Annotated in this window: 19 protein-coding genes and 10 pseudogenes; 20 read left to right on the top strand and 9 right to left on the bottom strand. The window is 69.6% G+C overall.

Going from position 1 to position 26,887, the window contains the following annotated elements; genetic code table 11:
- Positions 1 to 36 precede the first annotated feature (36 nt).
- From KAE78_RS11190 to KAE78_RS11180, 3 genes and pseudogenes are all read left to right on the top strand, one after another.
- Positions 37 to 870: a purine-nucleoside phosphorylase gene (locus KAE78_RS11190; RefSeq protein ID WP_223170888.1), complete on the top strand. Its 834-nt coding sequence runs from the start codon at positions 37 to 39 to the stop codon at positions 868 to 870.
- Positions 867 to 2,526: pseudogene (locus KAE78_RS11185) on the top strand (phospho-sugar mutase). The gene KAE78_RS11190 and the pseudogene KAE78_RS11185 overlap by 4 nt, the downstream one beginning before the upstream one ends.
- Positions 2,523 to 2,783, top strand: coding sequence for an HPr family phosphocarrier protein (locus tag KAE78_RS11180; RefSeq protein ID WP_223170887.1), 261 nt, complete (start codon positions 2,523 to 2,525; stop codon positions 2,781 to 2,783). Before KAE78_RS11185 ends, KAE78_RS11180 begins: the two are co-directional and overlap by 4 nt.
- 24 nt (positions 2,784 to 2,807) lie before the next feature.
- Here KAE78_RS11180 and KAE78_RS11175 read toward each other — a convergent pair whose 3' ends face one another.
- Positions 2,808 to 4,727, bottom strand: a complete 1,920-nt coding sequence (locus tag KAE78_RS11175; protein WP_223170886.1) for a BglG family transcription antiterminator — start codon at positions 4,725 to 4,727, stop codon at positions 2,808 to 2,810.
- A gap of 170 nt (positions 4,728 to 4,897) precedes the next feature.
- Here KAE78_RS11175 and KAE78_RS11170 point away from each other — a divergent pair, with 170 nt between their 5' ends.
- The 12 genes and pseudogenes from KAE78_RS11170 to KAE78_RS11115 all read left to right on the top strand — a co-directional run bounded on the left by KAE78_RS11170 (position 4,898) and on the right by KAE78_RS11115 (position 14,489).
- On the top strand, positions 4,898 to 5,221 hold the full coding sequence (locus KAE78_RS11170; RefSeq protein WP_223170885.1) for a PTS sugar transporter subunit IIB: 324 nt from the start codon (positions 4,898 to 4,900) through the stop codon (positions 5,219 to 5,221).
- Positions 5,222 to 5,224: 3 nt separating this feature from the next.
- Positions 5,225 to 5,509 (top strand): HPr family phosphocarrier protein, encoded by a 285-nt coding sequence (locus KAE78_RS11165; protein WP_223170884.1) that lies wholly within the window; start codon positions 5,225 to 5,227, stop codon positions 5,507 to 5,509.
- Positions 5,506 to 7,157 (top strand): annotated as a pseudogene (ptsP, locus tag KAE78_RS11160) (phosphoenolpyruvate--protein phosphotransferase). Before KAE78_RS11165 ends, ptsP begins: the two are co-directional and overlap by 4 nt.
- 33 nt (positions 7,158 to 7,190) lie before the next feature.
- Positions 7,191 to 8,707 (top strand): annotated as a pseudogene (locus KAE78_RS11155) (PTS mannitol transporter subunit IICB).
- A 65-nt stretch (positions 8,708 to 8,772) separates the two neighbouring features.
- Positions 8,773 to 9,213 (top strand): PTS sugar transporter subunit IIA, encoded by a 441-nt coding sequence (locus tag KAE78_RS11150; RefSeq protein WP_223170883.1) that lies wholly within the window; start codon positions 8,773 to 8,775, stop codon positions 9,211 to 9,213.
- Positions 9,210 to 10,359: pseudogene (locus tag KAE78_RS11145) on the top strand (mannitol-1-phosphate 5-dehydrogenase). Before KAE78_RS11150 ends, KAE78_RS11145 begins: the two are co-directional and overlap by 4 nt.
- Before the next feature lie 48 nt (positions 10,360 to 10,407).
- Positions 10,408 to 11,177, top strand: a pseudogene (locus KAE78_RS11140) (alpha/beta hydrolase).
- 130 nt (positions 11,178 to 11,307) lie between these two features.
- Positions 11,308 to 12,264 (top strand): annotated as a pseudogene (locus tag KAE78_RS11135) (flavin-containing monooxygenase); the annotation flags it as partial.
- 83 nt (positions 12,265 to 12,347) lie between these two features.
- On the top strand, positions 12,348 to 12,602 hold the full coding sequence (locus KAE78_RS11130) for a hypothetical protein (protein ID WP_223170882.1): 255 nt from the start codon (positions 12,348 to 12,350) through the stop codon (positions 12,600 to 12,602).
- Positions 12,599 to 13,330 (top strand): bile acid:sodium symporter family protein, encoded by a 732-nt coding sequence (locus tag KAE78_RS11125; protein WP_223170881.1) that lies wholly within the window; start codon positions 12,599 to 12,601, stop codon positions 13,328 to 13,330. Before KAE78_RS11130 ends, KAE78_RS11125 begins: the two co-directional genes overlap by 4 nt.
- Positions 13,327 to 13,539: a hypothetical protein gene (locus KAE78_RS11120; protein ID WP_223172521.1), complete on the top strand. Its 213-nt coding sequence runs from the start codon at positions 13,327 to 13,329 to the stop codon at positions 13,537 to 13,539. Before KAE78_RS11125 ends, KAE78_RS11120 begins: the two co-directional genes overlap by 4 nt.
- Positions 13,536 to 14,489: an SDR family oxidoreductase gene (locus tag KAE78_RS11115; protein ID WP_223170880.1), complete on the top strand. Its 954-nt coding sequence runs from the start codon at positions 13,536 to 13,538 to the stop codon at positions 14,487 to 14,489. The genes KAE78_RS11120 and KAE78_RS11115 overlap by 4 nt, the downstream gene beginning before the upstream one ends.
- 160 nt (positions 14,490 to 14,649) lie before the next feature.
- Here the strand turns inward: KAE78_RS11115 and KAE78_RS11110 are convergent, their stop codons facing one another.
- From KAE78_RS11110 to KAE78_RS11075, 8 genes and pseudogenes are all read right to left on the bottom strand, one after another.
- Entirely contained in the window at positions 14,650 to 15,765 is a 1,116-nt protein-coding gene (locus tag KAE78_RS11110) for an adenosine deaminase (protein ID WP_223170879.1), read from the bottom strand.
- A 35-nt stretch (positions 15,766 to 15,800) separates the two neighbouring features.
- Positions 15,801 to 17,090, bottom strand: a complete 1,290-nt coding sequence (locus KAE78_RS11105) for a thymidine phosphorylase (protein ID WP_223170878.1) — start codon at positions 17,088 to 17,090, stop codon at positions 15,801 to 15,803.
- Positions 17,087 to 17,485, bottom strand: a complete 399-nt coding sequence (locus KAE78_RS11100) for a cytidine deaminase (protein WP_223170877.1) — start codon at positions 17,483 to 17,485, stop codon at positions 17,087 to 17,089. The genes KAE78_RS11105 and KAE78_RS11100 overlap by 4 nt, the downstream gene beginning before the upstream one ends.
- 6 nt (positions 17,486 to 17,491) lie before the next feature.
- Positions 17,492 to 18,784 (bottom strand): ABC transporter permease, encoded by a 1,293-nt coding sequence (locus tag KAE78_RS11095; protein WP_223170876.1) that lies wholly within the window; start codon positions 18,782 to 18,784, stop codon positions 17,492 to 17,494.
- Between the two features lie 238 nt (positions 18,785 to 19,022).
- A pseudogene (locus KAE78_RS19815) lies at positions 19,023 to 19,736 on the bottom strand (ABC transporter permease); the annotation flags it as partial.
- Positions 19,737 to 19,943: 207 nt separating this feature from the next.
- Positions 19,944 to 21,607: pseudogene (locus tag KAE78_RS11085) on the bottom strand (ABC transporter ATP-binding protein).
- A 92-nt stretch (positions 21,608 to 21,699) separates the two neighbouring features.
- Entirely contained in the window at positions 21,700 to 22,767 is a 1,068-nt protein-coding gene (locus tag KAE78_RS11080) for a BMP family protein (protein ID WP_223170875.1), read from the bottom strand.
- 137 nt (positions 22,768 to 22,904) lie between these two features.
- A complete protein-coding gene (locus KAE78_RS11075; protein WP_223170874.1) occupies positions 22,905 to 24,011 on the bottom strand; it encodes a mannose-1-phosphate guanylyltransferase in 1,107 nt (368 codons plus the stop codon).
- A gap of 153 nt (positions 24,012 to 24,164) precedes the next feature.
- Here KAE78_RS11075 and sdhC point away from each other — a divergent pair.
- The 5 genes and pseudogenes from sdhC to KAE78_RS19800 all read left to right on the top strand — a co-directional run.
- A pseudogene (gene sdhC, locus KAE78_RS11070) lies at positions 24,165 to 24,580 on the top strand (succinate dehydrogenase, cytochrome b556 subunit); the annotation flags it as partial.
- Positions 24,581 to 24,596: 16 nt separating this feature from the next.
- The gene (locus tag KAE78_RS11065; RefSeq protein ID WP_223170873.1) at positions 24,597 to 25,049 is read left to right on the top strand and encodes a succinate dehydrogenase hydrophobic membrane anchor subunit; all 453 of its coding nucleotides are present in this window, start codon (positions 24,597 to 24,599) and stop codon (positions 25,047 to 25,049) included.
- 16 nt (positions 25,050 to 25,065) lie between these two features.
- On the top strand, positions 25,066 to 25,200 hold the full coding sequence (locus tag KAE78_RS19810) for a hypothetical protein (protein WP_411156028.1): 135 nt from the start codon (positions 25,066 to 25,068) through the stop codon (positions 25,198 to 25,200).
- Positions 25,197 to 25,954 (top strand): annotated as a pseudogene (locus KAE78_RS19805) (FAD-binding protein); the annotation flags it as partial. The gene KAE78_RS19810 and the pseudogene KAE78_RS19805, both read left to right, overlap by 4 nt.
- Positions 25,955 to 26,031: 77 nt before the next feature.
- Positions 26,032 to 26,868, top strand: a complete 837-nt coding sequence (locus tag KAE78_RS19800; RefSeq protein ID WP_411155939.1) for an FAD-binding protein — start codon at positions 26,032 to 26,034, stop codon at positions 26,866 to 26,868.
- Positions 26,869 to 26,887 lie beyond the last annotated feature (19 nt).

Raw genomic sequence — 26,887 nt, 5'->3', positions numbered from 1 at the left:
CTGGCCGAGACGCCGCCGGCTTCCTAAAGTGGAGGCATGGCTCATTCACCGCAGAACCCTCTCGACGACCCCGCGGCAGATCCTTTCGAGATCGCAGCCCGGGCCGCCGCCGACATCGCCCGGCTCACCGGCGTCGAGAACCACGACATCGCGCTCACCCTCGGCAGCGGCTGGGGCAAGGCCGCCGAGATCATCGGCGAGACGATCGCGTCCGTTCCGGCGACCGAGGTGACGGGCTTCTCCCGGCCCGCGCTCGAGGGTCATGTCGGCACTCTGCGCAGCATCCGCACGCCCTCCGGGAGGAACGTGCTCGTCATCGGTGCGCGTACGCACTACTACGAGGATCACGGCGTTCGTCGCGTGGTCCACAGCGTGCGCACCGCCGCCGCGACCGGCGCGAAGATCATGGTGCTCACCAACGGTGCCGGCGGCATCCGCGAGACCTGGAAGCCGGGGCAGCCGGTGCTCATCAGCGACCACATCAACCTCACCGCCGACTCGCCCCTCGAGGGCGCCACCTTCATCGATCTCACCGACCTGTACTCGCGCCGACTGCGCGACATCGCCCGGCAGATCGACCCCTCGCTCGACGAGGGCGTGTACTGCCAGTTCCGAGGTCCGCACTACGAGACCCCGGCAGAGGTGCAGATGGCGAAGCACATCGGCGGGCACATCGTCGGCATGTCCACCGCCCTCGAGGCGATCGCGGCACGCCAGGCGGGCATGGAGATCCTCGGCCTCTCGCTCATCACCAACCTCGCCGCCGGCATCCAGGAGACGCCGCTCAGCCACGCCGAGGTCATCGAAGCCGGCCAGGCCGCGGAGCCGGTGATCTCCTCGCTGCTGGCGCGGATCGTCGAGGCGCTGTGAGCGAGGTGCTCGCGCAGGCCCGCGCGTGGCTGCGTCAGGATCCGGATGCCGAGACCCGCGATGAGCTGGCCGGCCTCGTGACGCGGGCCGCCGCGGGCGAGGACGCGGCCCTGCGCGATCTCGAGGATCGCTTCGGCGCGCGCCTCGCCTTCGGCACGGCCGGGCTCCGCGGCGCGCTGGGTGCCGGACCCAACCGCATGAACCGGGTGCTCGTCGCCCAAGCTGCCGCGGGATTCGCCGCCTACCTGCGCGGCCGCACGACACGCCCCACGGTCGTGATCGGCTACGACGGACGCAAGAACTCCCGGGTGTTCGCGACCGATTCGGCCGAGATCTTCGCCGGCGCGGGGCTGCGGGCGATCCTTCTCCCCCGGCTCCTGCCGACGCCGGTGCTCGCCTTCGCCGTCCGGCATCTGGGCGCCGATGCCGGGGTGATGGTCACGGCGAGCCACAACCCACCCAACGACAACGGCTACAAGGTGTATCTGGGCGGGGCCGACGAGGGCGCGCAGATCGTCTCTCCGTCGGATGCCGAGATCGCCGCCGAGATCGCCCGCGTCGCCGCGGCCGGCGACATCGGGGCGCTGCCGCGGTCGGACGGCTACGAGATCGCGGGCGAAGAGGTCATGCAGGCGTACGTCGACGCGACCGCGCGGGTCGCCCCCGCGCCGGAGGGCATACAGGACATGACCTGGGTGTACACGGCGATGCACGGCGTCGGCACCGAGACCTTCTCGCGCATCGTGGCGAAGGCAGGGTACCCCGCGCCGCACGTCGTCGCCGAGCAGCGCGACCCCGACCCCTCGTTCCGCACGGTCTCCTTCCCCAACCCGGAGGAGCCGGGCGCGATGGATCTCGCCTTCGCCCTCGCGAAGAAGACGGACGCCGAGTTCATCATCGCCAACGACCCGGATGCCGACCGGCTCGCCGTCGCGATCCCCGACGACTCCGCCGAGGGCGGCTGGCGACGCCTCACCGGCAACGAGGTCGGGCTCCTCCTCGGCGCCCGTGCCGCGCGCGCCGTCGAGGGCACCCCCGGCGCCGCTCTGGCATGCTCGCTCGTCTCCTCTCCTGGGCTCGGGGCGATAGCCGCGCACCACGGGCTCGGCTTCTCCGAGACGCTCACCGGCTTCAAGTGGATCTCGCGCGCCCCGGCATCGTCTACGGCTTCGAAGAGGCGCTGGGTATCTCGTCAACCCCGAGACGGTGCGCGACAAGGACGGGATCTCCGCCGCCGTGGCGCTGCTCGGCCTCGCCGCCGAGGCTCGCGGTCGCGGCGTGACCCTCGCCGGGCTGCTCGCCGAGCACGGGGCGACCTACGGCCATTTCGCCAGCGGTCAGGTGTCGATCCGCGTCGACGACCTGTCGATCATCTCGCGCATCATGCTCGGCCTGCGCACCCTCCCGCCCGAGCGGATCGGGCAGACCCCCGTCGTCGCCGCGGAGGATCTCGCCGTGCCGGGCGGCGACCTGCCTCCCGGCGATGTGCTCCGCTATCGGCTCGCCGACGGCTCGCGGGTGATCGTGCGTCCGAGCGGCACCGAGCCGAAGCTGAAGGTGTACATCGATGCACGGGCGGATGCGGCATCGGCCGCCCGTGACATCGTCGCCCATCTCGAAGAGGCCGTGCGCGCGCTCCTGGACGAGCGCCGATGACCCACAGACGCGTGACGATCGGCGTGCCCGACGGGGTGCACGCCCGGCCCGTGGCGCAGCTGGCCCGGCTCGCGCAGCAGCACACGACGCCGGTGACGCTGACGACGGCCTCTGGCGAAGAGGTCGACGTCTCCAGCGTGCTCGCGCTCATGGACCTCGGCCTGAATCCCGGAGACACGGTGACGCTGCGCGCCGAGGGATCGGATGCCGACGACCTCCTGGACGCGCTGAGCGCCGTCCTCGCGCCGCGGCACTGAGCCTCGGCATCCGACCCGGCGCCGTCAGCCGTCGATGACCGCGACGAGCTCGTCGAGGAAGCCGTGGAAGGTCGTTCCGCGCCGGACGATCCGCTGCACGCTGTCGCGCTCGCTGAAGACCTCGACGAACTGCTCGAAGACGGTCTGGAACGCGGCGCGATCGCTCTCGCTGAAGGCGGCGAGCACGACGACCTGCACACGCCCGTCTCCCCAGCGCACCGAACCATCGGCCACGCCCACCGACAGCGCCGTGCGGCGGGCGGTCATCTGCAGCGCATGCGGCACCGCGAGCGCATCGGTGAAGGCGGTCGAGCTCATGCGCTCCCGCTCGATGGAGTTCTCGATGTAGTCCTGGTCGATGAGCCCCGCCTCGCGCAGCGGCTCACCGAGCAGACGGATCAGCTCCTCCTCACCGGCATCGGGAAGGGGCGACACGAAGGCGCTGCCGTCGAAGTAGCGCGACAGCTCCTCGCGCAGGCGCGTGAGACGACGGCTGCGGCGGATGCGGGCGGCGGCCTGCTGCACGCGCTCGACGTCGGCGTCGGTCAGGAAGGTCTGGATCCGCACGATGTTCTCGCCCGGCGCACCCGGGTCGATCGTGGTGAGCACCAGATCGGTGTCGATCGCCGACCAGTCGGGGTCGACGCGCGTCTCCACCCCCGTGACCTCGATCGACTGGCCCAGCGACCGGTCCACGCTCGATCGCAGCAGTTCGTGCAGCTCGTAGTAGCCGGGACAGACGATCGTGGCCGTGAGCATGGAGGCGGCCCGCCGATTGCGCTCCAGGCGGCCGCCGACGTGCATGGCGATGTAGGCGATCTCGTCCTCGTTCAGCGGCACGCCCAGGCGCCGGTTCAGACCGCTGGCGATCGAGACGGCGACCTCGAAGATCATCGGGTACGCCGATTTCAGGTCGCGGGTGAGCGGGTTGCGGCTCCAGGCCTGTTCCCGGGCGCGCCGCAGCAGGTTCTGCACGTGCAGCGCCAGGCGCAGGATGAACTCCTCGCCGTTGACGCCGACGTCGTAGTCCTCGGCCGCTTGGGCGACCTCGGCGCGCACCGCCTCCTCCACCGCGGGCTCCAGACCCGCACGGGCGGCGACGGCCGGGGCGGACTCGTCGGGGGCGACGACCCGGGTGAGCACGAGGCGCGCCAGGTGCGCGCGGTCGCCGCGCCCGAGCTCCACACCGAAGTGCACCACGACGAGCTCGGCGATCGCATCGGCGAGCCCCTGCACGACCTCCCCGTCGTCGGTGCCCGTCGCCGCCAGCGCGTGCCCCGCGGCGACGCGTTCGGTCGCGATGGCGATGTGCAGCAGCACGTCGGCGATCGCCAGCTCGTTGACGTAGTAGCCGAGCTCGCCCAGCCGCCGCACGAGCGCCGCCTTGAAGGGGCCTACGGCCTCGGCCGCGGTGCTGCCGAGCAGCGCCCGCCGGAAGGCGTCGGGGCTGAAGACGCGCGACTCCATCTCGTCGTGCGCGAGACGCGAGAGCAGCCGTCGCTGCGCCGACTCCTCCCCGCGCAGGCGCACGATCGCACGATCGCGCACGAGCGTCAGACCGGTTCCCGCGAGCAGCCCTCGCACTCGTCCGAGATCGGACTCGAGCGTCGCCTCGCTCACGTGCAGCCGTTCGGCGGTCTCGTAGACGTCGACGCCCTCCTCGGCGTCCAGGAGGGCCCGCACGAGCGTGTGCAGACGATCCCGCGGCGTCGCCTCCCCCGCCTCGCGCTGCTGCAGTGCCGCGTGGGCACCGGGACCGGCGCGGTAGCCGGCGGGGCCGGACTCCACGGCATCCGTCGCCGCGACGCGGGCGTTGAGCGCGACGACATAGGAGCGGATGCTGCGGGGGGTGACCCCCAACGCGTCCGCGAGGCTCGCCGCCGTCACCCATGACTCCTCACGCAGGAGAGCGGACAGGAGCTGATCCTGGCGCTGACGCGACATGCTCCGTCCTTCCCTGGTGTGCACAGCCGGCTCGGCGGCGAACGCGACATCCCCCATGATGTCAGGAACCACCGGCGCACGGATGCCGCAACGGGATTCCGCAGGGGCGGAAAGGACTGTGGTGGCACCCTTCCCAGCGTTCTTTCAGAATGGCTCGGAAGGAGAGATCAATGAGGATTCTGGTGGTGTGCGCCGCGGGCGCGTCCAGCACGTTCGTCGCCCAGCGACTGCGCACGGCCGCTCACGCGGAAGGACTCGCCTGGAGCGCGACCGCCGGAACGGAGGATTCGCTGGGTGTGGACGTCGACGCCGTCGACCTCGTCCTCATCGGACCGCATCTCGCCCCGCGCGCCGCCGAGTTCGCCGAGATGGCCGCTCGTCACGGTGCGGCGCTCGCCGCCCTGCCGGAGGACATCTTCACCGACCTGTCCGGCCGGCGCACCCTCGCTCTCGTCCGCACCACCCTCGGCCTCGACGCCCCCAGCGAAAGGTAGACCATGACCGCTCTCTCCCGCACCGTACACATCGGCTCCTCCCACGGCCTGCACGCCCGCCCGGCGAAGCTGTTCGCCCAGGCGGCGAAGGATGCGGGCATCCCCGTGACGATCGCCAAGGATGCCGGAAAGCCGGTCAACGCGGCGAGCATCCTCGGGGTCATCGCGCTGGGCGTGGAGAAGGGCGACTATGTCACCCTCACCGCAGACGGCGACGGCGCCGAGGGCGTGCTGGACACGCTCGCCGAGCTTCTGGCCACCGACCACGACCAGGACGCCGCCGGATGAGCGAGCTCCGAGGAGTCGGCATCGGTCTGGGCGTCGCGCACGGACCGGTCGCCCGTATGACCGAGGCGCCGCCCGCACCCGAGAGCACGCCCAGTGCGCTCACCCCGACGAGGAGCGCACCCGCTTCCGCGAGGCCGTCGAGCATGTGGCCCGGGAGCTGGAGACGCGCGGTGCCGCCGCCGGCGGTGCGGCCCAGGACGTGCTGGAGGCTCAGGCCATGATCGCCGAGGATCCCACTCTGCACGATGAGGTCGACGCCCGCATCGGCGACGGCGGCACGGCGGAGTGGGCGGTGCACGACGCCTTCGCGGGTTCCGTGCGACGCTCGAGGCCGTCGGCGGCTACCTCGGCGAGCGCGCCGCGGATCTCGACGACATCGCCCTGCGCGTGATCGCACGCCTCCGGGGCGTGCCGGCGCCCGGGGTGCCCGATCCCGGGCATCCTTTCGTACTGGTCGCCCGCGACCTGGCCCCGGCCGACACCGCGACGCTCGATCTCGATCAGGTGATCGCGCTGGTCACGACCGACGGCGGCCCCACCTCGCACACGGCGATCCTCGCCCGGGAGAAGGGCATCGTCGCTGTGGTGGGCGCCGCCGGTGCCGCAGACCTCACCGAGGGCGAGACGGTCATCGTCGACGCCGCGGCGGGTGTCATCACGAGCGCCCCGAGCGACGAGGAGCTCGCCCGCGCCCAGCGCCGCGCCGCCGACCGCGCCGCGGCCACGGACGCGCCGCTCACCCCGGGCGCGCTGAAGGACGGTACGCCCGTCGCCCTGCTCGCCAACCTCGGCTCCCCGGCGGATGCCCCGGATGCCGTCGCACGCGGCGCCGAGGGCGTGGGGCTGTTCCGCACCGAGTTCCTCTTCCTCTCCTCGGCGCAGGCGCCCACGGTCGCCCAGCAGCGGGAGGCGTACCAGGAGCTGCTGGCCGCCTTCCCCGGCAAGAAGGTCGTCGTGCGGGTCCTCGACGCCGGCGCCGACAAGCCGCTGGCCTTCCTCAACGACGCGCACGAGGAGAACCCCGCCCTGGGCCTGCGCGGCCTGCGGGCGCTCCGCGCGAGCGAGGACATCCTGCGCGAGCAGCTCACGGCCCTCGCCGAGGCGGATGCCCAGACCGAGGCAGATCTGTGGGTCATGGCGCCCATGGTCGCCACGGTCGAGGAGACGCAGTACTTCACCGCGCTCGCGCGGGAGTACGGCATCCGCACGGCCGGCGTCATGGTCGAGATCCCCGCCAGCGCCCTGCTCGCCGAGCGACTGCTGCGCGACGCGGACTTCGCCTCGATCGGCACGAACGACCTCACCCAGTACACGATGGCCGCCGACCGCATGCTCGGCTCGGTCGCCTCCTTCCAGGACCCTGGCATCCGGCCGTCCTCCGCCTCGTGCGCGAGGTCGGCGATGCCGGGCGCACGACCGGCAAGCCCGTCGGGATCTGCGGCGAAGCCGCCGCGGACCCCTTCTGGCGGTCGTGCTCACGGGCCTGGGCGCCACGAGTCTTTCCATGGCCCCCGTGGCCCTTGCCGACGTGCGTCAGACGCTCGCCCAGCACTCCCTCGACGATGCCCGGCGCATCGCCGAGGCGGCGCTGGGGGCGTCGGATGCCGCGGAGGCACGTTCCCTGGCGGCAGCAGCGGCTGCGGCCTGATCCCCCACCACCCGAAAGAGAGAGACGACAATCATGACGACGACGTCACCAACACAGGTTTCCGGGGCGAGAAGGGCGCAAGTCGGCGTCCAGCGCTTCGGCGCCTTCCTCGCGGGCATGATCATGCCCAACATCTCGGCGTTCATCGCCTGGGGCCTCATCACCGCCCTGTTCATCCCGAACGGGTGGGTGGGCGCCGAAAGTCCGGTCGAGGCCTGGCAGTGGTCGGGCAGCGAACGGCTGGCCGAGATGGTCGGCCCGATGATCGTCTACCTGCTGCCGCTGCTGATCGCCAACACCGCCGGTCGCATCGTCTACAACGCCCGCGGCGGTGTCGTGGCGACGATCGCCACGATGGGTGTGATCGTCGCCACCGACATCCCGATGTTCCTCGGCGCGATGATCATGGGTCCGATCGCCGCCTGGCTCATGAAGAAGGTCGACCAGCTCTGGGAGGGCAAGATCAAGCCCGGCTTCGAGATGCTGGTGGACAACTTCTCCGCCGGCATCCTTGGCATGCTCCTGGCCATCCTCGGCTACTACATCTTCGGGCCGCTGGTCGAGTGGATCAGCAACGGCCTCGGAGCGATCGTGGACTGGCTCGTCCAGTACGGTCTGCTGCCGCTTCTGAGCATCATCGTGGAGCCGGCGAAGGTGCTGTTCCTCAACAACGCCATCAACCACGGCGTGTTCACCCCGATCGGCACCCAGCAGTCGATCGAGACCGGTCAGTCGATCCTGTTCCTCGTCGAGGCCAACCCCGGCCCGGGCCTGGGCATCCTCCTCGCGTTCGCGATCTTCGGCGTCGGCGCCGCCCGGGCCTCGGCACCGGGAGCGATCGTCATCCAGTTCCTGGGCGGCATCCACGAGATCTACTTCCCCTACGTGCTGATGAAGCCGCTCCTGATCATCGCCGCCATCGCCGGTGGCATGACGGGTGTCGCGACCAACGCGATCTTCGAGTCGGGGCTGCGCGCACCGGCCGCACCGGGCAGCATCTTCGCGGTGCTGATCCAGACGCCCGTGGGCAGTTACGTGGGAGTGATCCTCTCGGTCGTGCTGGCCGCGACGGTGTCGTTCGTGATCTCCGCGATCATCCTGCGGGCCTCGCGCAAGAAGGATCTGGCCACGGAGGGCGCGGGCGACCTGGCTGCAGCGATCGCCAAGACCGAGGCGAACAAGGGCAAGACCTCGTCGACGCTGTCGAACCTCGCCGCGGCGACCGCCGCCGCCCCGCCGCGATCGCCACCCGTATCGAGAACATCGTGTTCGCCTGCGACGCCGGCATGGGCTCCTCGGCGATGGGCGCGAGCGTCCTGCGCAACAAGTTCAAGAAGGCGGGCATCGAGGATGTCACGGTCACCAACCAGGCCGTCGCGAACCTCGACGCCAGCGCGGATCTCGTGATCACCCAGCAGCAGCTGACCGATCGCGCCCGCGGCCAAGCCCCCGACGCCGTGCACATCTCGGTGGACAACTTCATGAATTCCCCGAAGTATGAAGAGGTGGTCGAGATGGTCCGCGCGCAGCGCGAGGCCGAAGGCGACTGAGACAGGCTGGATGCCGGCGGGCTGCTGGGGAGCGCGCCGGCATCCTAAGAACGAAGGGAGCCACCATGGCACGCAGCATCCTCACCCTCGGCCAGGTCCGCATCCGCTCCGGCTCCGCCACGCGGGATCAGGCGATGCGGGAGGCGGCGGACATCCTCGAGGCCGCAGGGGCGGTGACCTCGGCCTACTACGACGCCATGCAGCAGCGGGAGCAGACCGTCTCGACCTACATGGGCAATGAGCTGGCGATCCCCCACGGCACGAACGAGACCAAGGACGCCATCCTCGACTCGGCGCTGTCGGTCGTGCGCTACGACGGCGGCGTGGACTGGGACGGCGAGCCGGTGACCTTCGTGATCGGCATCGCCGGGCGCGGCGACGAGCACCTGGAGATCCTCTCCCAGATCGCGATCCTGTTCTCCGACGAGGACGACGTCGCCCGGCTGAAGTCGCTCGACACGCCCGAGGAGCTGTACGAGGCGCTCGCGGCGGTGAACGAGCAGTGAAGGCCGTCCACTTCGGGGCCGGCAACATCGGTCGCGGCTTCGTCGGCCTGCTGCTGCACGAGGGCGGCTACGAGCTGGTCTTCTCGGATGTCGCGGCGCCCCTCATCGACGCGCTCAACGCCGCCGACTCCTACACCGTCCACGAGGCGGGCCCCGGGGGCATCGACCGCGTCGTGACCGGATTCCGCGGCGTCGACAGCGGCGCGGACCCGGACGGAGTGGCGGCGGAAGTGGCGACGGCGGACGTCGTCACCACCGCCGTGGGTCCGACCGTCCTGCGCTTCATCGCCCCCGTGATCGCCGCCGGGCTCGCCCGGCGCGCGGACGCGCTGCCGCCGCTGCAGGTCATGGCCTGCGAGAACGCGATCGGGGCGACCGAGACCCTGCACGGAGAGATCGAGAAGGCGGCGGGGGCGGATGCCGCATCCGTCCTCTCCCGCGCCGTCTTCGCCGGCACCGCCGTGGACCGCATCGTCCCCGCCCAGCCCGAAGGTGCGGGGATCGATGTGACCGTCGAGCCCTACTTCGAGTGGACGATCGAGCGGGCGCCCTTCGGCGACACCCCGCCGACGATCCCCGGGCGCACTTCGTGGACGATCTGGCCCCTTCATCGAGCGCAAGCTCTTCACGGTGAACACCGGGCACGCCGCGACGGCGTACTTCGGCGCGCAGGCCGGGATCGAGCGCATCGCCGACGCCCTCGCCGAGCCGTCGATCGCCGCACGCGTGCAGGCGGCGCTGGAGGAGACCTCCGCCGTTCTCGCCGCGACCCACGGGCTCTCCGGCGAGGATCTGGCCGACTACCGCGCGACGATCCTCGAGCGCTTCCGCAACCCCGAGCTTCCCGACACCGTGCACCGCGTCGGCCGCCAGCCGCTGCGCAAGCTCTCCCGCCACGAGAGGTTCGTGGGGCCTGCCGCGAGAGCGGCCGAGCTCGGCCTTCCCCCGAACGCGCTGGTGGCGGCGATGGCGGCGGCCCTGGAGTTCACCGACCCCGACGACGAGCAGTCCGTCGCCCTGCAGGAGCTGCTGCGCACGGGCACAGCGGACGCGGTCACGGCAGAGGTCACAGGTCTGGATGCGCGGCATCCGCTCTTCGCGAAGGTGCGGGCGGTCGTCGAGGAGCGGCAGGCGGAGCTCGGCTGACCGTCCTCCTCGACCACGGGCATCACAGGGCGGAGCCACGGCCCGCCTATGCTGGGTGCTTGTGACCGTTCAGCGCCCCACCGCGGCCGCCGCACCCTCGCCTGGGTGTTCGGCGCGATCGGCGGACTGCTCCTCGTCGCCGCCGTCGGGATCGTCGTATGGAGCCAGGTCGGCGTCATGCCGGCCGAGCCCGAACCGCTCGCGGCTGTACGAGCAGACGACCGCATCGTGGTGACCGACGACTCCGCCGGGATCGTGCTGACCCCGGCTGCCGGAACCTCCACCGTCGGACTCGTCCACATTCCCGGCGCCAAGGTCGACCCCTGGGCCTACGCGTCGAAGCTCTCCGGGGTCGTCGCCGACGACGGGATCACCGTCGTCATCACGAAGCCATGGCTCAACCTCGCGTTCTTCGACCTGCGCCCCCTCTCGGCCTTCACCGGGCTCGCCCCGACGTCGATCGATGGATCGTCGGGGGCCACTCCCTCGGCGGGGTGCGGGCGTGCATGCTCGCAGGCGACGCAGAAGGGCTCGCCCTCTTCGCGTCGTACTGCGCCGCCGATCTCTCCGAGACCGGTCTGCCCGTGCTGAGCCTCTCCGGCTCGGAAGACGGTCTCACGACGCGAGACGACATCGCCTCAGCGCGATCTCTCCTCCCCGGAGACGCGTGGCTGATCGAGATCGCCGGGGCGGGCCACTCCTCGTTCGGCGACTACGGCGTGCAGGCGGGCGACGGCACGCCGACGATCTCGGACGCCGACATGATCGCCCGACTGACGGAGGCCCTCGGCACGTTCGCCGCGTCGGTCGCTCCCTGACCCTCACCCTCCGGACCCGATCGCTTTCAACTTTCGGTTAACACCGACTAACATCTTCCTCAGTCCCTTCGGCTGCGGGATCGAGTTCCAGCCGAGGGCTCAGGAGCACAATGATGTGCAGGGGAGTCATATGAGCAAGTACGCCGTCATCGGCGCCGGTCCCTCGGGGCTGTCGGCAGCCAGGGCGCTGCAGAGGGCCGGCATCGCGGTCGACGGATACGAGGCCTCGCACGGCGTCGGCGGGCTGTGGGACATCACCAACCCGCGCAGCACGATGTACGAGTCGGCGCACCTCATCTCCTCGCGCACCACGACCGAGTTCACCGAGTTCCCCATGCGCTCGACCGTCGACTATCCGGGCCACCGGGCGCTGCGCGAGTACTTCCAGGAGTTCGCCGACCACTTCGGTCTCACCTCCCGGTTCCGCTTCCGCACCCAGGTCACCTCTCTCGAGCCGCACGACGGCGGCTGGAACCTCACCTCCGTCGCCGAGGACGGCAGCGAGGAGACCCGCTGGTACGCGGGCGTCATCCTCGCCAACGGCACCCTGGCCGAGCCGAACGTCCCCGACTTCCCCGGCGAGTTCACCGGCGAGCTCCTGCACACGAGCGCCTACAAGCAGCCCGACCAGCTGCGCGGCAAGCGCGTGCTGCTGATCGGCGCGGGCAACTCCGGCTGCGACATCGCCGTCGACGCCGTCCACCACGCGGCATCCGTCGACATGAGCGTGCGTCGCGGCTACTACTTCGTGCCCCGCTACCTCTTCGGCCGGCCCAGCGACACCCTCAACCAGGGCCGCCCGCTCCCCCGCCCGATCAAGCAGTTCGTCGACAAGCGCGTGCTGCAGGCGTTCACCGGCGACCCGGTGCGCTTCGGCTTCCCGAAGCCGCACTACAGGATCTACGAGTCGCATCCCATCGTCAACACCCTGATCCTGAACCACCTCGGCCAGGGCGATCTGCAGATCCGCGCCGATATCGCCCGCTTCGACGGGCAGAGGGTGCACTTCCGCGACGGCGGTTCGGGCGACTACGACCTCGTCCTGCTGGCGACCGGCTACACGCTGGACTACCCCTTCGTGGAACGCTCCCACCTGCACTGGTCCGGTGCCAGCCCGCACCTCTTCCTCAACGCGTTCCCCCTTCCTTCAACGGCCTCTACGTCGTCGGGATGGTCGAGGCCTCGGGGCTGGGCTGGCAGGGCCGCTACGAGCAGGCCGAGCTCATCGCCACCTATATCGAGGCCGTCGAGCGCGACCCGGCGCGCGCGGCGCGCTTCCGCGCGCGGGTGCAGGGCGAGTCCTGGCCCGATGTCACCGGAGGCTACGACTACCTGGGGCTGGACCGGATGTCCTACTACGTCAACAAAGACGCCTACCGCGCGGCCGTCCGCCGCGAGCGTGCAGCACTGGAGGAGCGGGCATGAACGTCGACGAGATCGTCCTGAACTTCACCCCCGGGAGCCTGATCATCCTCAACGTGGTGCTCGCGCTCATCATGCTCGGCATCGCCCTGGACACGGCACCGAGCGACTTCAAGGCCGTGGCGCGGCATCCGAAACCCTTCGCGATCGCCATCCTCGCCCAGCTCCTGCTGCTGCCGGCGGTGACGTTCCTCCTCACCCTCGTGCTGCCGGTGACACCGTCGATGGCACTGGGGATGATCCTCGTCGCCTGCTGCCCGCCCGGCAACATCTCGCAGGTGCTGACGCACCGCGCCGGCGGCAACGTGGCGCTCTCGGTCTCGATGACGGCGGTGGCCAACCCGCTGTACATCGTCTTCCTCCCGCTGTCGGTGGCGTTCTGGGGCTCTCTGCATCCCGGCGCCCGCGAGCTGCTGCAGACCGTGACGCTGAACCCGTGGCAGATGCTGCTGGACATCTTCCTCATCATCGGCCTCCCCTTCGCCGTCGGCCTCCTGCTCCGCGCGAAGCTCCCCGGCCTGGCCGCCAAGGTGCAGCCCTTCGTGAAGTGGTTCAGCCTGCTCGCCCTCGTCGGGTTCATCGTCGTCGCGCTCGTGGGCAACTGGGCCGTGTTCATCGCGGTGCTGGGCATCATCGTGCTCGTCGTGACGATCCACGACGGCGTCGCACTGCTCCTCGGTTACACGACCGCCCGTCTCGGGGGCTGGCCACCAGAGAGCGGAAGGCGATGACCTTCGAGGTCGGCATCCGCAACGCCGGGCTCGGTCTCGGCCTCGTCTTCACCTTCTTCGGAGGCCTCGGCGGCATGGCGATCGTCGCCGGCTGGTGGGGAATCTGGGACATCGTCGCAGGACTCATCGTGGCGACGCTGTGGGCGCGTCACACCAAGAAGCGCACCGGCGCGGTCACCGGCGACACGTCCGGCAAGGCGCTCGTATGACCCGTGTGCTCCTCACCGGCGGCAGCGGGTTCCTCGGCTCGCACGTCGCCGCGGCCCTGGCCGCACGGGACGACGTCGCTCTCGTGGTCTCGGGCGATGTGCGGGTGCCCACCTCGCCGCGGGAGGGCATCCTCGACGTCGAACTGGATGTGACCGATGCCGCAGCTCTTGAACCCCTCCTGCGCGAGCACGGGATCGACACGGTCGTGCATCTCGCCGCGATCGTGAGCCCCGGGCGCGACGCCGCGCGGGAGTACCGCGTCGACGTCGAGGGCTCGGCGAACGTGCTCGCGGCGAGCGCGGCCGCGGGTGTGCAGCGGATCGTCGTTTCCTCCTCGGGCGCGGCCTACGGCTATCACGCCGACAACCCCGAGTGGATCACCGAAGACGCGCCGCTGCGCGGCAACGACGCCTTCCCCTACTCCCGTCACAAGCGACTCGTGGAGGAGATGCTCGCGGCGTACCGGGTCTCGCACCCCGCACTGTCGCAGGTCGTCTTCCGCATCGGCACGATCCTCGGCGAGACGGTGCAGAACCAGATCACGGCGCTGTGGGACGGCACGCGCCTGCTGCACATCGCCGGCTCCGACTCGCCGTTCGTCTTCGTGTGGGTCGACGACGTCGCGGCGGCCTTCGTACGCGCGGCGACCGACGGCCCGGCGGGCGTGTACAACGTCGCGGGCGACGGCCGGATGACCGTGCCCGAGATCGCGGAGAGGCTGGGCAAGCCGCTGCTGACTCTCCCGGCATCCGTTCTCGCCTTCGCCCTGCGCGTCGGTCGGATGCTGCACCTGACCGAGCACGGCCCTGAGAAGGTGCCCTTCCTGCGCTACCGCCCGGTGCTCGCGAACGACCGACTGAAGCACGACTTCGGTTTCACGCCCACGCGCACCTCCCGCGAGGCCTTCGAGGAGTACCTGGCGACCAACCCCGGCGTGGCGCGGCGCTGACGCCGCCACGCCGTCTGCAGGAGCCGGGCGGCGGTCTGCAGGAGAATCCCTCAGAAAACCGGCCCATCGTGGCCGATTGCGGCGGTTCGGGCCGGTCGCTCCTGCGGACGGCCGCTCGGCTCCTGCAGACGGGCAGGCCCGTCCCGCAGACGAGCCGCTGCTACGCCTCGAAGCCGTCGGCGATGAGCTCGACGAGCTCCTCGCGCTCCTCGACCGGGAGGAAGGCGGCGGATGCCGCGTTGAACTGGAACGCCTCCAGATCGTCCAGGTCGTAGCCGAAGGCGTCCACGAGCAGGGCGAGCTCGCGCGTGAGCGAGGTGCGGCTCATCGTGCGGTTGTCGACGTTGACCGTGACCGCGAAGCCGAGCTGGTACAGCAGGTCGAAGGGGTGGTCGACGAGCTCGGTGCCCCAGGCCGCGATCGCGCCGGTCTGCAGGTTCGACGACGGCGAGAGCTCCAGCGGGATCTCCCGGTCGCGCACCCACCGCGCGAGATCGCCGAAGCGCACCTGCACCTCGTCGCCCTCGCGGTCGATGACCTCGAGGTCCTCGGCGATGCGCACACCGTGCCCGAGACGCAGAGCACGGCCGTCGAGCAGCGCCGATCGGATCGAGTCCGGACCGGCCGCCTCCCCGGCGTGGACGGTCACCGGGAAGAAGTGCTCGGCCAGGTAGTCGAAGGCCGCGCGGTGGTTCGACGGCGGGAAGCCGTCCTCCGGGCCGGCGATGTCGAAGCCCACCGCTCCGCGCCCGCGGAACGACACCGCGAGCTCGGCGATCTCGCGCGAACGGTCGGTGTGACGCATGGCGCTCACGAGCTGGCCCACGCGGATGCTGCGCCCCGAGCGGTCGACGGCGTCCTCGCCCTCCTCGATGCCCTGCTGGACGGCGGCCACGGCCTCCTCCAGCGTCAGCCCCCGCGCCAGGTGCTGCTCCGGGGCCCAGCGCACCTCGCCGTAGATGACGCCGTCGTCGGCCAGATCCTCGACGAACTCCCGCGCGACGCGCGTGAGCCCCTCCTTCGTCTGCATGACGGCGGTGGTCAGATCGAAGGTCTTCAGGTACTCCACGAGGGAGCCCGAGTCGCTCTGCTGCGCGAACCACTCGGCGAGCGCCTCGTCCTCGCTCTCGGGCACCTCGAGCCCGAGGGGCTCGGCCAGCTCGATGATCGTCGCCGGTCGCAGCGCGCCGTCGAGGTGGTCGTGCAGGGAGATCTTCGGCAGGGAACGGATCGAGACGCCGTCGACGGTCTGGTCGCCGTGCTGGTCGATGGCCATGTGTGTACTCCCGGGTCGTGGGGTGGTCTGGTGTCTCAGGCGGTGATGCGTTCGCGCACGAGAGGGCCGACGTCGGATGCCGCATCGCCGATCTCCCACGCCCCCTCCAGGGCATCGAGAGCGCGGTCGAAGCGGGCGTCGTCGTCGGCCGACAGCGTGAAGAGCGCCTGACCGGCCTCCACCCTATCGCCCGGCTTCGCGTGCAGATCGATCCCGGCCGCGTGCACGACGAGATCCTCGGCCCGCGCGCGGCCGGCACCCAGTCGCCAGGCGGCGATGCCGAACGGCAGCGCTTCCATCCGCGTGACGACGCCGGAGGAGGACGCGGTCACGACATGCGTCTCGCGGGGCACCGGGAGCGCGGCATCCGGGTCTCCGTCCTGCGCGCGGATCATGGCGTTCCAGACATCCATCGCCTGACCGCCGTCGAGCGCCGCTTCGACGTCCGCGTCGGGGAGACCTGCCAGCGCCAGCATCTCGCGGGCCAGGGCGACGGTGAGCTCACGCACGTCGGCGGGGCCTCCGCCGGCGAGGATCTCCACCGACTCGCGCACCTCGTTGGCGTTGCCGATCGCGAGACCGAGCGGCACCGACATGTCCGTCAGCAGTGCGGTCGTGGCCACGCCGGAGTCGGTGCCGAGCGCGACCATCGTCTCGGCCAGTTCGCGGGCCCTGTCGATGTCCTTCATGAACGCGCCCGAACCGAACTTCACGTCCAGCACGAGGGCGTCGGTGCCCTCGGCGATCTTCTTCGACATGATGCTCGAGGCGATGAGCGGGATCGCCTCGACCGTGCCGGTCACATCGCGCAGCGCGTACAGGCGCTTGTCGGCGGGAGCCAGGCCGGAACCGGCCGCGCAGATGACGGCGCCAACATCCGACAGCTGGTCGAACATCTCCTGGTTCGACAGTGCCGCGCGCCATCCGGGAATCGACTCGAGCTTGTCGAGCGTGCCGCCCGTGTGGCCGAGCCCACGCCCCGAGAGCTGCGGGACGGCGACGCCGAAGGAGGCGACCAGCGGCGCGAGCGGCAGTGTGATCTTGTCGCCGACGCCGCCCGTGGAGTGCTTGTCGACCGTGGGCTTGCCGAGCTTCGCGAAGCTCATCCGCTCCCCCGAGGCGATCATCGCATCGGTCATCACGCGGATCTCATCGCGCTCCATGCCGCGCTGGAGCACCGCCATGGCGAACGAGGCCATCTGCGCATCCGACACATAGCCGCGGGTGAAGGCGTCGACCATCCACCGCAGCGCATCCTCGGGCACCACCCCGCCGTCGCGCTTGGCGGTGATGACCTGCACCGCGTCGAACGGCTCCACGCTCATGCCATCTCCTCGAGGTCGCGGGGTCCGAAGGCGTCGGGCAGGACCTCGTCGATCGTGCGGATGCCGGAGACGGTCTCCAGCAGCATCCCGGGGATCGCGTGCTCGTACAGGAGCTGTCGACACCGGCCGCACGGCATGATCGTCTCCCCGGCGCCGTTGACGCACACGAACGCGACGAGCTGCCCGCCGCCGGACATGTGCAGGTCGCCCACGAGCGCGCATTCGGCGCAGAGACCCACGCCGTAGGAGGCGTTCTCCACGTTGCATCCGGCCACGATCCGGCCGTCGGAGGCGAGCGCCGCCGCCCCTACCCGGTACCGCGAGTACGGCGCATAGGCCTTGCGCATCGCGTCGGTGGCGACCTGGCGCAGCTCGTCCCAGTCGATGTCGGTCATCGGATGCTACTCCTTGATGTAGGGCTTGCCGACGGCCGCCGGCGGGATGGCCCTGCCCACGAACAGCACGACCGCGACGAGCGTGACGACATAGGGCACCATCTGGATGAGGTCGGAGGGGATCTCCGAGCCCACCGGGACCCCGCCTGCCCAGATGCGGAAGGCGCCGCTGAACCCGTAGAGCAGGGCGGCCATGGCCGCGTACAGCGGATGCCAGCGGCCGAGGATCACCATGGCCAGCGCGATGAAGCCCTGGCCCGCGCTCATCTCGCGGCCGAACGCGCCCACCGATCCGATGGTGAGGGCGGCGCCGCCGAGACCGGCGATGAGGCCGGCGATCGACACCGTCCAGAAGCGCGTGCGGTTGACGTTGAGACCGACGGTGTCGGCGGCCAGCGGGTGCTCGCCCATCGCGCGGATGCGCAGGCCCAGGCGGCTCTTGAACAGGACGAGCCATACGAGGAAGACGAGCACGAACATCGTGTAGGTGATGATGTTCTGATCGAACAGCACCGGCCCGAGGACGGGGATCTCGGAGAGCCAGGGGATCGTGATCTTGCGGAAGAAGCCGGGGTTGTTGAAGGCGCTCGCATTGGTGTTGAGCACCGACGAGTAGAAGAAGTTCGTCAGGCCGATGACCAGCACGTTCAGCACCACGCCGACGATGATCTGATTGACGATGTACTTGATCGAGAACACCGCCAGCACCAGGGACACGAGCGCGCCGCCGATCATCGCGCCGAACAAGCCGACCCAGAGGTTCCCGGTGATGCTCCCCAGCACGGCGGCGACGAAGGCCCCCGCCAGGAGCTGCCCCTCGATCGCGATGTTGACCACGCCCACGCGCTCGCCGATCACCCCGGCGAGCGCACCGAAGATCACGGCCGTCGAGAGGGCGATCGTGCCGTTGAGCAGGTAGACCACCTGGACCGTGCCGCCCGCACCCGTCCAGGCCAGCAGGCTCAGCAGGAACAGGACTCCCGCGAGCACCCCGAACCAGGGGCTGAAGCTCTTCCGCTCGACCGCCCGCCACAGCGCGGCGGCGGCGATCACGGCGAGCAGCGCGCCGCAGACGAAGCCGACCGTGCGCGGGGTGAGCATCGTCGGCTCGAGCGTGATGGCCGCGGTGGCGTCCGTCCACCGGAAACGTGCGGGTGTCGTGGAACCCATCACCCCGAAGAACACCAGGACGATCACCGCGCTCACCGCGTAGAGGATCGGCGCCTTCCAGGCGATGGGGGCGGCGGCGCTCAGCTCCGGCGACAGCTCGGGCGCGGACGGCTTGGTGGTGGTGCTCATCCTCGTGCCTCCTCGACGCTTTCGGACGGTTCCGGCGGCTCGGGAACCGTCTCCTCATCGGGCAGCGGCGGCTCTTCGTGCACGGCGGCCATGACCTCCGAGCCTCCCCGCGGAAGCCCGCGAAGTTCGGGTTGGGCGTCGGCAGACGGAAGATCGCGCGGACGAGGGGCGGTGCGGCGACGAACAGGACGATGAGGCCCTGCACCACGCCGAGGATGTCGGGCGAGACCCCCACCCGCTGCATCGCGGGGCCCGCCGCCTCCATCCCGCCGAAGAGGAGTCCGGCGAACAGGATGCCGATCGCCGAGTTCTGCCCGAGCAGGGCCACCGTGATCGCGTCGAAACCGATGCCGGCGTCGACCGAGGGGCTGAAGCCGCCGCTGCGACCGAGCGCCTGGTTCGCCGCAGCGACGCCGACCAGGGCACCGGAGGCCATCATCGCGATGATGATGATGCGCTTGGGATTCATGCCGGCCGTCTCGGCGGCGAGGGGGTTGTAGCCGACCGCCCGGAAGCGGAATCCGAGCGCCGAGCGCTCCATGATCCACCAGTACACCAGGACGGCGACGAGGGCGAGGAGGAAGCCGGCGTGCAGCTGGTAGCCGGGGAACAGCTGCGGGAGCTGGGCCGTGGGCGCGGGCGGATGCGTGGAGGGGTTGCTCGTCGTCGCCCCCGGGTTGAGGATCGAGGTGCGCATCAGGAAGGTCACCAGGAAGAGCGCCGTGTAGTTCATCATGATCGTCACGATCACCTCGTGCGCGCCGGTGAAGGCCTTCAGGAAGCCGACGATGCCCGCCCAGATCGCCGCTCCGATGATGCCGAACAGCACGGCCACGATCAGGTGGAGCACGATCGGCAACTGGAGCTGGAAGCTCGCCCAGCCGGCGAAGCAGGCGCCCACCAGGATCTGCCCCTGACCACCGATGTTGAACAGTCCGACGCGGAAGCTCAGCGCGATGCCGAGGCCCGCCGCGATCAGGGGGCCCGCGAAGCGCAGCGTCTCGGTGAGGGGCTTGAGACCCGCCGCGAACGTCGCCTGCGAGCTGTCGTAGACGGCTCCGCGGAACAGACCCGAGAAGAAGTTGCCGACGACGTCGCCGATCGCCGAGAAGGTGGCGCCGGGGCGCTGAAGAAGTAGCCCATCGCCTCCAGCACGCGATCATTCGTGAAGATGATCAGCAGCAGGCCGATGGCGAACGCCGCCAGCACCGCGCACAGGGTGCGCATGAAGCCGCCGGCGAAGATCTCGTGCAGGATCTGGTAGCCGCGGGTGGGCTGGCTCTCCGCCCGAAGCTTCTCGAAGTCGCGCTGAGCCGCGTCCTTCCTGCTCATGCGACCACCCCGCCATGAGTTCACCGAGTTTCGATCGGGCCGTATCCGGCGCAACGATGTCGAGGATGCGACCGTGGTACATGACCGCGATCCGATCGGCGAGCGCGACGACCTCGTCGAGCTCGCTCGAGATGATCAGCACCGGGATGCCGGAGTCCCGGGCGGCGACGACCTGCTCGTGGATGAACTCGATCGATCCGACGTCGACGCCGCGCGTCGGCTGGGAGGCGACGAGCAGACGCAGCTCGCGCGACATCTCCCGCGCGACCACGACCTTCTGCTGGTTCCCGCCCGAGAGACGGCCGGCGGGGACGTCAGGACCCTGCGTGCGCACATCGAACTCGGCGATCTTCTGGGCGGCGAACTCGTCGCGGAAGGCGAAGTTCACGCCGAACGGCCCCGCGAACGGGGCACCGTTGCTGCGGTCGAGCATGAGGTTCTCCGCGATCGTGAACTCGGCGACGAGCCCATCGCGCTTGCGGTCCTCGGGCACGTAGCCGACGCCCGCATCCAGCACCTCCCGGACACCCGCCTTGGTGAGATCCTTGCCGTAGAGCCTGATCTCGCCCTGCACCTTGCGCAGGCCCACGATCGCCTCGGCGAGCTCCGTCTGCCCGTTTCCCTGGACACCCGCGATGCCGAGGATCTCCCCTCGCGGATCTCGAAGGACACGCCGTTGAGGACGGGGTTGCGGAACTGGTCGAAAGCCACGACGTCGGTGACCTCGAGCGCCACGTCGCCGAGCTTCGCCTCTTCCTTGTTGACCACCAGGTCGATGGCGTGGCCGACCATCATGGTCGCGAGCTCCGCAGGCGTAGCCTCGGGCGAGGCCTCGCCCACCACCTTGCCGTGCCGGATGACCGTGATGGTGTCGGCGACCGCCTTCACCTCGCGCAGCTTGTGGGTGATGAAGACGATCGACGTGCCCTCCGCGGCCAGCTGCCGCATGATCTCCATGAGCTCATCGGTCTCCTGCGGCGTCAGCACCGCGGTCGGCTCGTCGAGCACGAGGACGCGCGCATCGTGCGAGAGCGCCTTGATGATCTCGACGCGCTGCTGAGCACCCACCGACAGGTCGCCGACGACGGCATCCGGATCGATGTTGAACCCGAATCGCTCGGAGAGCTCGCGCACCCGCTTCCGCGCCGTGCGCAGATCGAGCAGTCCTGCGGCACGGGTGGGCTCGAAGCCCAGGATGACGTTCTCGGCGACCGTGAACACCGGGATCAGCATGAAGTGCTGATGCACCATGCCGATGCCGGCGCGCATCGCATCGCCGGGCCCGTCGAAGTCCCGCGGCCGTCCGTCGAGAACGATCTCGCCCTCATCCGGGTCGTACAGCCCGAACAGGACGTTCATCAGCGTGGACTTGCCCGCACCGTTCTCACCGAGCAGCGCGTGGATCTGCCCTGCCTCCACGGTGATCGAGATCGAGTCGTTGGCGACGAGCGGTCCGAATCGCTTCGTGATACCGCGAAGTTCGAGCTTCATGTTTCCTTAGTCTGCCGGAGGGCCCTCGTCTGGGGAAGAACGACTTCGGTCGCCCCGCAGAGGAGATCTGCGGGGCGACCGAAGGAAGGTGCTTACGGTGCTGCTGCGGGGTCGATCTCACCCGAGATGATCTGCTGGGTGAGCTCGGCGATCTTCGCCTTGACCTCGTCGGAGACCTCCGACTCGAAGTCGTAGAAGTCGCTGAGCGCCGTGCCGCCGTTCTCGAGCGTGCCGACGTAGGAGGTCGCGTCGAAGTCCGCGCCGCCGACGAGCTCGGCGATGACGTCGAACACGGCCTGCGTCATGCGCTTCTCGACCGAGGTCAGCACCATGGGCGCCAGGTCGGGCTGCGTCAGGGCGATGTCCTTGTCGACTCCGAGGAAGACCGCGTCGCTGCCGGCTGCTTCGATCGCCGCAGCGGTGCCGGTGAACAGACCGCCGGCGACCGGGAAGATCACGTCGGCGTCATCGGCGAGGAAGGCCTCGGAGATCGACTGCGCGACACCGGTGTTGGCGAAGTCGCCGACGAACTGGTACGGCAGCACGGTGACGTCGGTGCCGTTGTCCTCGGCCCACTTCGCGGCGCCGTTGCGGAAGCCGTCCATGAAGACCGTGACCGAGGGGATGTCCATGCCGCCATAGGTGCCGAGCACCTTGCTGGTGCTGAAGTCGGCCGAGAGGTAGCCGGCGAGGAAGCTCGACTCCGCCATCGAGTACTCGATCGGCTTCAGGTTGCCGTGATCGCCCATCGGCCAGCCGTCGACCCATCCGAAGTGCGCCTCGGCGTTCTCGTTGATGATGCGCTCGAGCGAGCCCTCCCACGAGAAGTTGAAGCCGACGGCGAAGGTGATGTCGCAGTTCGCGTTCACCGCGGACTCGAGGTTCGGACCGAAGTCGTCGGGCGAGTGCGACTCGAAGCCCTGGGTGCTGACGCCGAGCTCGGCCTCTGCCTTCTTCAGGCCCTCGAACGCGGCCTCGTTGAAGCTCTTGTCGTTCCAGCTGCCCTCGTCCGAGACGGCGCAGGCGAGGAAGTCGACCTCGGGTGCGGGCTCGGTGGTGCCGGTCGGTGCCTCGGGCGCCGAGCCGCAGCCGGCGAGGGCGAGGAGCAGTGCCGCGGCGCCGGTGACGCCGAGGACCTTCTTGGTGGTCGAAATGGTCAATGCAGCCTCCACATTGATGGGACCGCGGATTTCGCGGGCGGAACAAAGTTACCTACTGTCTCACCCTGCGACCTAGAGATTTGCGCAGTCGGACCCGGAAGGTTATCGACTTGCAATGATCGCGAAACACACGGTTGTCACAGCACGTCGCCGCGACCGGTCAGCTTGAGCGATTCGACCACGCTCTTGACCCGCTGCGCATGCTCGGTCGTCGTGACCAGGAGCGCATCCGGGGTGTCGACCACGACGATGTCGCGCACGCCGACGAGGCTGATCACGCGCGAGGTCTGGCTGACGAGGATGCCGCTGGCGGCATCCGACAGCACACGGGCGTTCGGGCCCAGCACGGCCAGGTCGTTCTTGCGCCCCTGCGAGATGAGCTTGGTGAGCGAGGCGAAGTCGCCCACGTCGTCCCAGTCGAAGTGTCCGGGGACGACGGCCAGGCGGCCGCGTTCCGCGGCGGGCTCGGCGACGGCGTAGTCGATCGCGATCTTCGGCAGCGTCGGCCAGATGCGATCGACGGCGGGACCGCGCGCCTCGCGGTCGTCCCAGGAGGCGGCGAGCTCGACGAGACCCGCATGCAGGGCGGGCTGGTGCAGCGCCATCTCTTCGAGCAGCACGCTCGCCTTGGCGATGAAGATGCCGGCGTTCCACAGGTAGTTGCGTTCGGCGACGTACATCCGCGCCGTGTCGAGGTCGGGCTTCTCGACGAAACGCTCCACGAGGGCCGCTTCGGGAGCCCCCTCCACGACGAGCTCCTCTCCGCGCTTGATGTAGCCGAAGCCCACCGAGGGCTCCGTCGGCGGGATCCCGATCGTGACGATGTAGCCCTCGCGCGCCACCTGCACGGCCTGCTGCACCGCCCATTGGAAGACCTGGGTGCCGCGGATCATGTGGTCGGCCGCGAAGGAGCCGATGATGACATCCGGATCGCGATGGTGGAGGATCGCGGCGGCCAGCCCGATGGCCGCCGCCGACTCGCGCGGCTCGGACTCGAGGAAGACATTGTGATCCGGGATGCCGGGAAGCTGCGCCTCGACGGCGGCGCGATGCGCCCTTCCGGTCACCACCGAGATTCGATCGGGCCCGGCCAAAGGCTCGAGCCTGTCCCAGGTGTCGCGCAGGAGCGAGTTGCCTGAGCCGGTCAGGTCGTGCAGGAACTTCGGGGCGTCCGCCCGCGACAAGGGCCACAGACGACTGCCGATGCCGCCGGCGGGGATGACCGCGTAGAACCCTTCAATCACACCCCCACCCTATAGACCCTGCCCTGATTCGCGTCTGTGCACCGGGTTAGGGTCACCTTCGTCGCTCACAGGTGTCGGACAGGAATAGGATGAGAGGGATCGGGCGCGCCATGGTGCGCGCAGCCGACCTCGCATCGATCAGGGAGGACGACCGTGTCCGCAAGCACTCGCTTGACACCGTCGATTTCGGAAACCACTTCCAAGACCCCGCGCGGAACCCTCTACCGAGGACGCGAAGGCATGTGGTCATGGGTGCTTCACCGCATCACCGGAGTCGCCATCTTCTTCTTCCTTCTGGTTCATGTGCTCGATACCGCACTGATCCGCGTCTCCCCGAGGCGTACAACGCGGTCCTGGGCACCTACCAGAACCCGGTCATGGGCATAGGCGAGGTCGTCCTGGTCGGCGGCATCGCCTTCCACGCCTTCAACGGCCTGCGCATCATCCTCGTCGACTTCTGGTCGAAGGGGGCGCGCTACCACCGCCAGCTCTTCTGGGGCGTGCTCGGCCTGTGGGCCGTCGTCATGGCGGGCTTCACTCCGCGCCACCTCATCAACGTCTTCTCGCACGTCGGAGGGGTCACTGATGTCCGCACAGACCGTCGAGGCGCCCGCACGCCGCGCCCGCAAGATCAACCTCGAGAAGTGGGGCTGGGTCTTCATGCGCGTCTCCGGCGTGCTCCTGGTCGTCCTCATCTTCGGCCACCTCTTCGTCAACCTCATGATCGGCGACGGCATCGCCGCGCTGGACTTCGCCTTCGTCGCCGGGAAGTTCGCCTCGCCGTTCTGGCAGTGGTGGGATGTGCTGATGCTCTGGCTCGCACTCATCCACGGCGCCAACGGCATGCGCACCATCGTCAACGACTACGTGACGGCTCCGCGGGCGCGCAAGGCGCTCGTCTGGGCGATCGGCCTCGCCGCCGCCCTGCTCATCCTCCTCGGCACCCTCGTCGTCTTCACCTTCGACCCGTGCCTCGGTGTGACGGAGAGCAGCGTGCTGTGGGATGAGTGCGTCGCCCAGGGCGTCGTCGGGAACTGAGAAGAGAGCAACGAGAGTGACAACGCAGACCCAGGATTCCGTCGTTCGTGACGGCGTTCACTACCACGAGTTCGACATCGTCATCGTCGGCGCCGGCGGCGCAGGCATGCGAGCGGCGATCGAAGCCGGTCCGGGGCACGCACGGCCGTGATCTCCAAGCTCTACCCCACCCGTTCGCACACGGGTGCCGCGCAGGGCGGCATGGCCGCGGCCCTCGCGAACGTGGAAAAGGACTCCTGGGAGTGGCACACCTTCGACACCGTCAAGGGCGGTGACTACCTGGTCGACCAGGACGCCGCCGAGATCCTCGCCAAAGAAGCGATCGACGCGGTCATCGACCTGGAGAACATGGGTCTGCCGTTCAACCGCACCCCGAGGGCAAGATCGACCAGCGCCGCTTCGGCGGGCACACGGCCGAGCACGGCAAGTCGCCGGTGCGCCGCGCCTGCTACGCCGCCGACCGCACCGGCCACATGATCCTGCAGACGCTGTTCCAGAACTGCGTCAAGCTCGGCATCAACTTCTTCAACGAGTTCTACGTGCTCGACCTGATCACGGTCAAGGACGCCGACGGAAAGACCCAGACCGCCGGCGTGGTCGCCTACGACCTGTCCACCGGCGAGCTGCACGTCTTCCACGCCAAGGCGGTCGTCTTCGCCACCGGCGGCTTCGGCAAGATCTTCAAGACGACCTCCAACGCGCACACACTCACCGGCGACGGCGTCGGCATCGTCTGGCGCAAGGGTCTGCCGCTGGAGGATCTGGAGTTCTTCCAGTTCCACCCGACCGGTCTGGCCGGCCTCGGCATCCTCCTCACCGAGGGCGCGCGCGGCGAGGGAGCGATCCTGCGCAACGCGAGCGGTGAACGCTTCATGGAGCGCTACGCCCCGACGATCAAGGACCTCGCCCCGCGTGACATCGTCGCCCGCTGCATGGTCCAGGAGGTCGCCGAGGGTCGCGGCGCCGGCCCCACAAGGACTACGTGCTGCTGGACTGCACGCACTTGGGTGCGGAGGTGCTCGAGACCAAGCTCCCCGACATCACCGAGTTCGCCCGCACCTATCTGGGCGTCGACCCGGTCGTCGAGCCCGTGCCGGTCATGCCGACCGCGCACTACGCGATGGGCGGCATCCCGACCAACAACGACGCCGAGGTGCTGGCCGACAACGACACCGTCGTGCCGGGGCTGTACGCCGCGGGCGAATGCGCCTGCGTCTCGGTGCACGGCGCCAACCGTCTGGGCACGAACTCGCTTCTGGACATCAACGTGTTCGGCAAGCGCGCCGGGAAGAACGCGGTCGAGTACGTCAAGACGGCCGATTTCGTGCCGCTCCCCGACGACCCGGCGAAGGAGGTCCGCGAGATGCTCGAGGGTCTCCGCAGCAACGCCGGCACCGAGCGCATCGCCGTGCTGCGCAAGACGCTCCAGGACGAGATGGACAAGGGCGCCCAGGTGTTCCGCACCGAGGAGTCGCTCACGCACGTGCTGGGCGTGATCGCCGATCTCCGCGAGCGCTACAAGAACATCCACGTCGACGACAAGGGCAAGCGCTTCAACACCGACCTGCTCGAGGCCGTCGAGCTCGGCTTCCTCCTCGACATCGCCGAGGTCGTCGTCTACACCGCCCGCAACCGCAAGGAGAGCCGCGGCGGCCACATGCGCGACGACTTCCCGAAGCGCGACGACGAGACGTACATGAAGCACACGATGGCCTACCTGTCGGGCGACCCGCACTCCTCCGTCGCCGACGACCACATCCGTCTCGACTGGAAACCGGTCGTCATCACCAACTACCAGCCGATGGAAAGGAAGTACTGATGTCCACCGCACTCGTGGA

The organism is Microbacterium sp. NIBRBAC000506063 (assembly GCF_017968845.1).
Taxonomy (GTDB): domain Bacteria; phylum Actinomycetota; class Actinomycetes; order Actinomycetales; family Microbacteriaceae; genus Microbacterium.
The sequence above is the reverse complement of the archived record's forward strand: the minus strand, read 5'-3'. Positions and strand labels throughout refer to the sequence as shown.

Coding starts and splice junctions, on each gene's coding strand:
- KAE78_RS11190 (WP_223170888.1), top strand. CDS start 37: ATGGCTCATTCACCGCAGAACCCTCTCGACGACCCCGCGGCAGATCCT.
- KAE78_RS11180 (WP_223170887.1), top strand. CDS start 2,523: ATGACCCACAGACGCGTGACGATCGGCGTGCCCGACGGGGTGCACGCC.
- KAE78_RS11150 (WP_223170883.1), top strand. CDS start 8,773: ATGGCACGCAGCATCCTCACCCTCGGCCAGGTCCGCATCCGCTCCGGC.
- KAE78_RS11120 (WP_223172521.1), top strand. CDS start 13,327: ATGACCTTCGAGGTCGGCATCCGCAACGCCGGGCTCGGTCTCGGCCTC.
- KAE78_RS11095 (WP_223170876.1), bottom strand. CDS start 18,784: ATGAGCACCACCACCAAGCCGTCCGCGCCCGAGCTGTCGCCGGAGCTG.
- KAE78_RS11105 (WP_223170878.1), bottom strand. CDS start 17,090: ATGAGCGTGGAGCCGTTCGACGCGGTGCAGGTCATCACCGCCAAGCGC.
- KAE78_RS11125 (WP_223170881.1), top strand. CDS start 12,599: ATGAACGTCGACGAGATCGTCCTGAACTTCACCCCCGGGAGCCTGATC.
- KAE78_RS11165 (WP_223170884.1), top strand. CDS start 5,225: ATGACCGCTCTCTCCCGCACCGTACACATCGGCTCCTCCCACGGCCTG.
- KAE78_RS11130 (WP_223170882.1), top strand. CDS start 12,348: ATGGTCGAGGCCTCGGGGCTGGGCTGGCAGGGCCGCTACGAGCAGGCC.
- KAE78_RS11115 (WP_223170880.1), top strand. CDS start 13,536: ATGACCCGTGTGCTCCTCACCGGCGGCAGCGGGTTCCTCGGCTCGCAC.
- KAE78_RS11110 (WP_223170879.1), bottom strand. CDS start 15,765: ATGGCCATCGACCAGCACGGCGACCAGACCGTCGACGGCGTCTCGATC.
- KAE78_RS11170 (WP_223170885.1), top strand. CDS start 4,898: ATGAGGATTCTGGTGGTGTGCGCCGCGGGCGCGTCCAGCACGTTCGTC.
- KAE78_RS11100 (WP_223170877.1), bottom strand. CDS start 17,485: ATGACCGACATCGACTGGGACGAGCTGCGCCAGGTCGCCACCGACGCG.
- KAE78_RS11175 (WP_223170886.1), bottom strand. CDS start 4,727: ATGTCGCGTCAGCGCCAGGATCAGCTCCTGTCCGCTCTCCTGCGTGAG.
- KAE78_RS11065 (WP_223170873.1), top strand. CDS start 24,597: ATGTCCGCACAGACCGTCGAGGCGCCCGCACGCCGCGCCCGCAAGATC.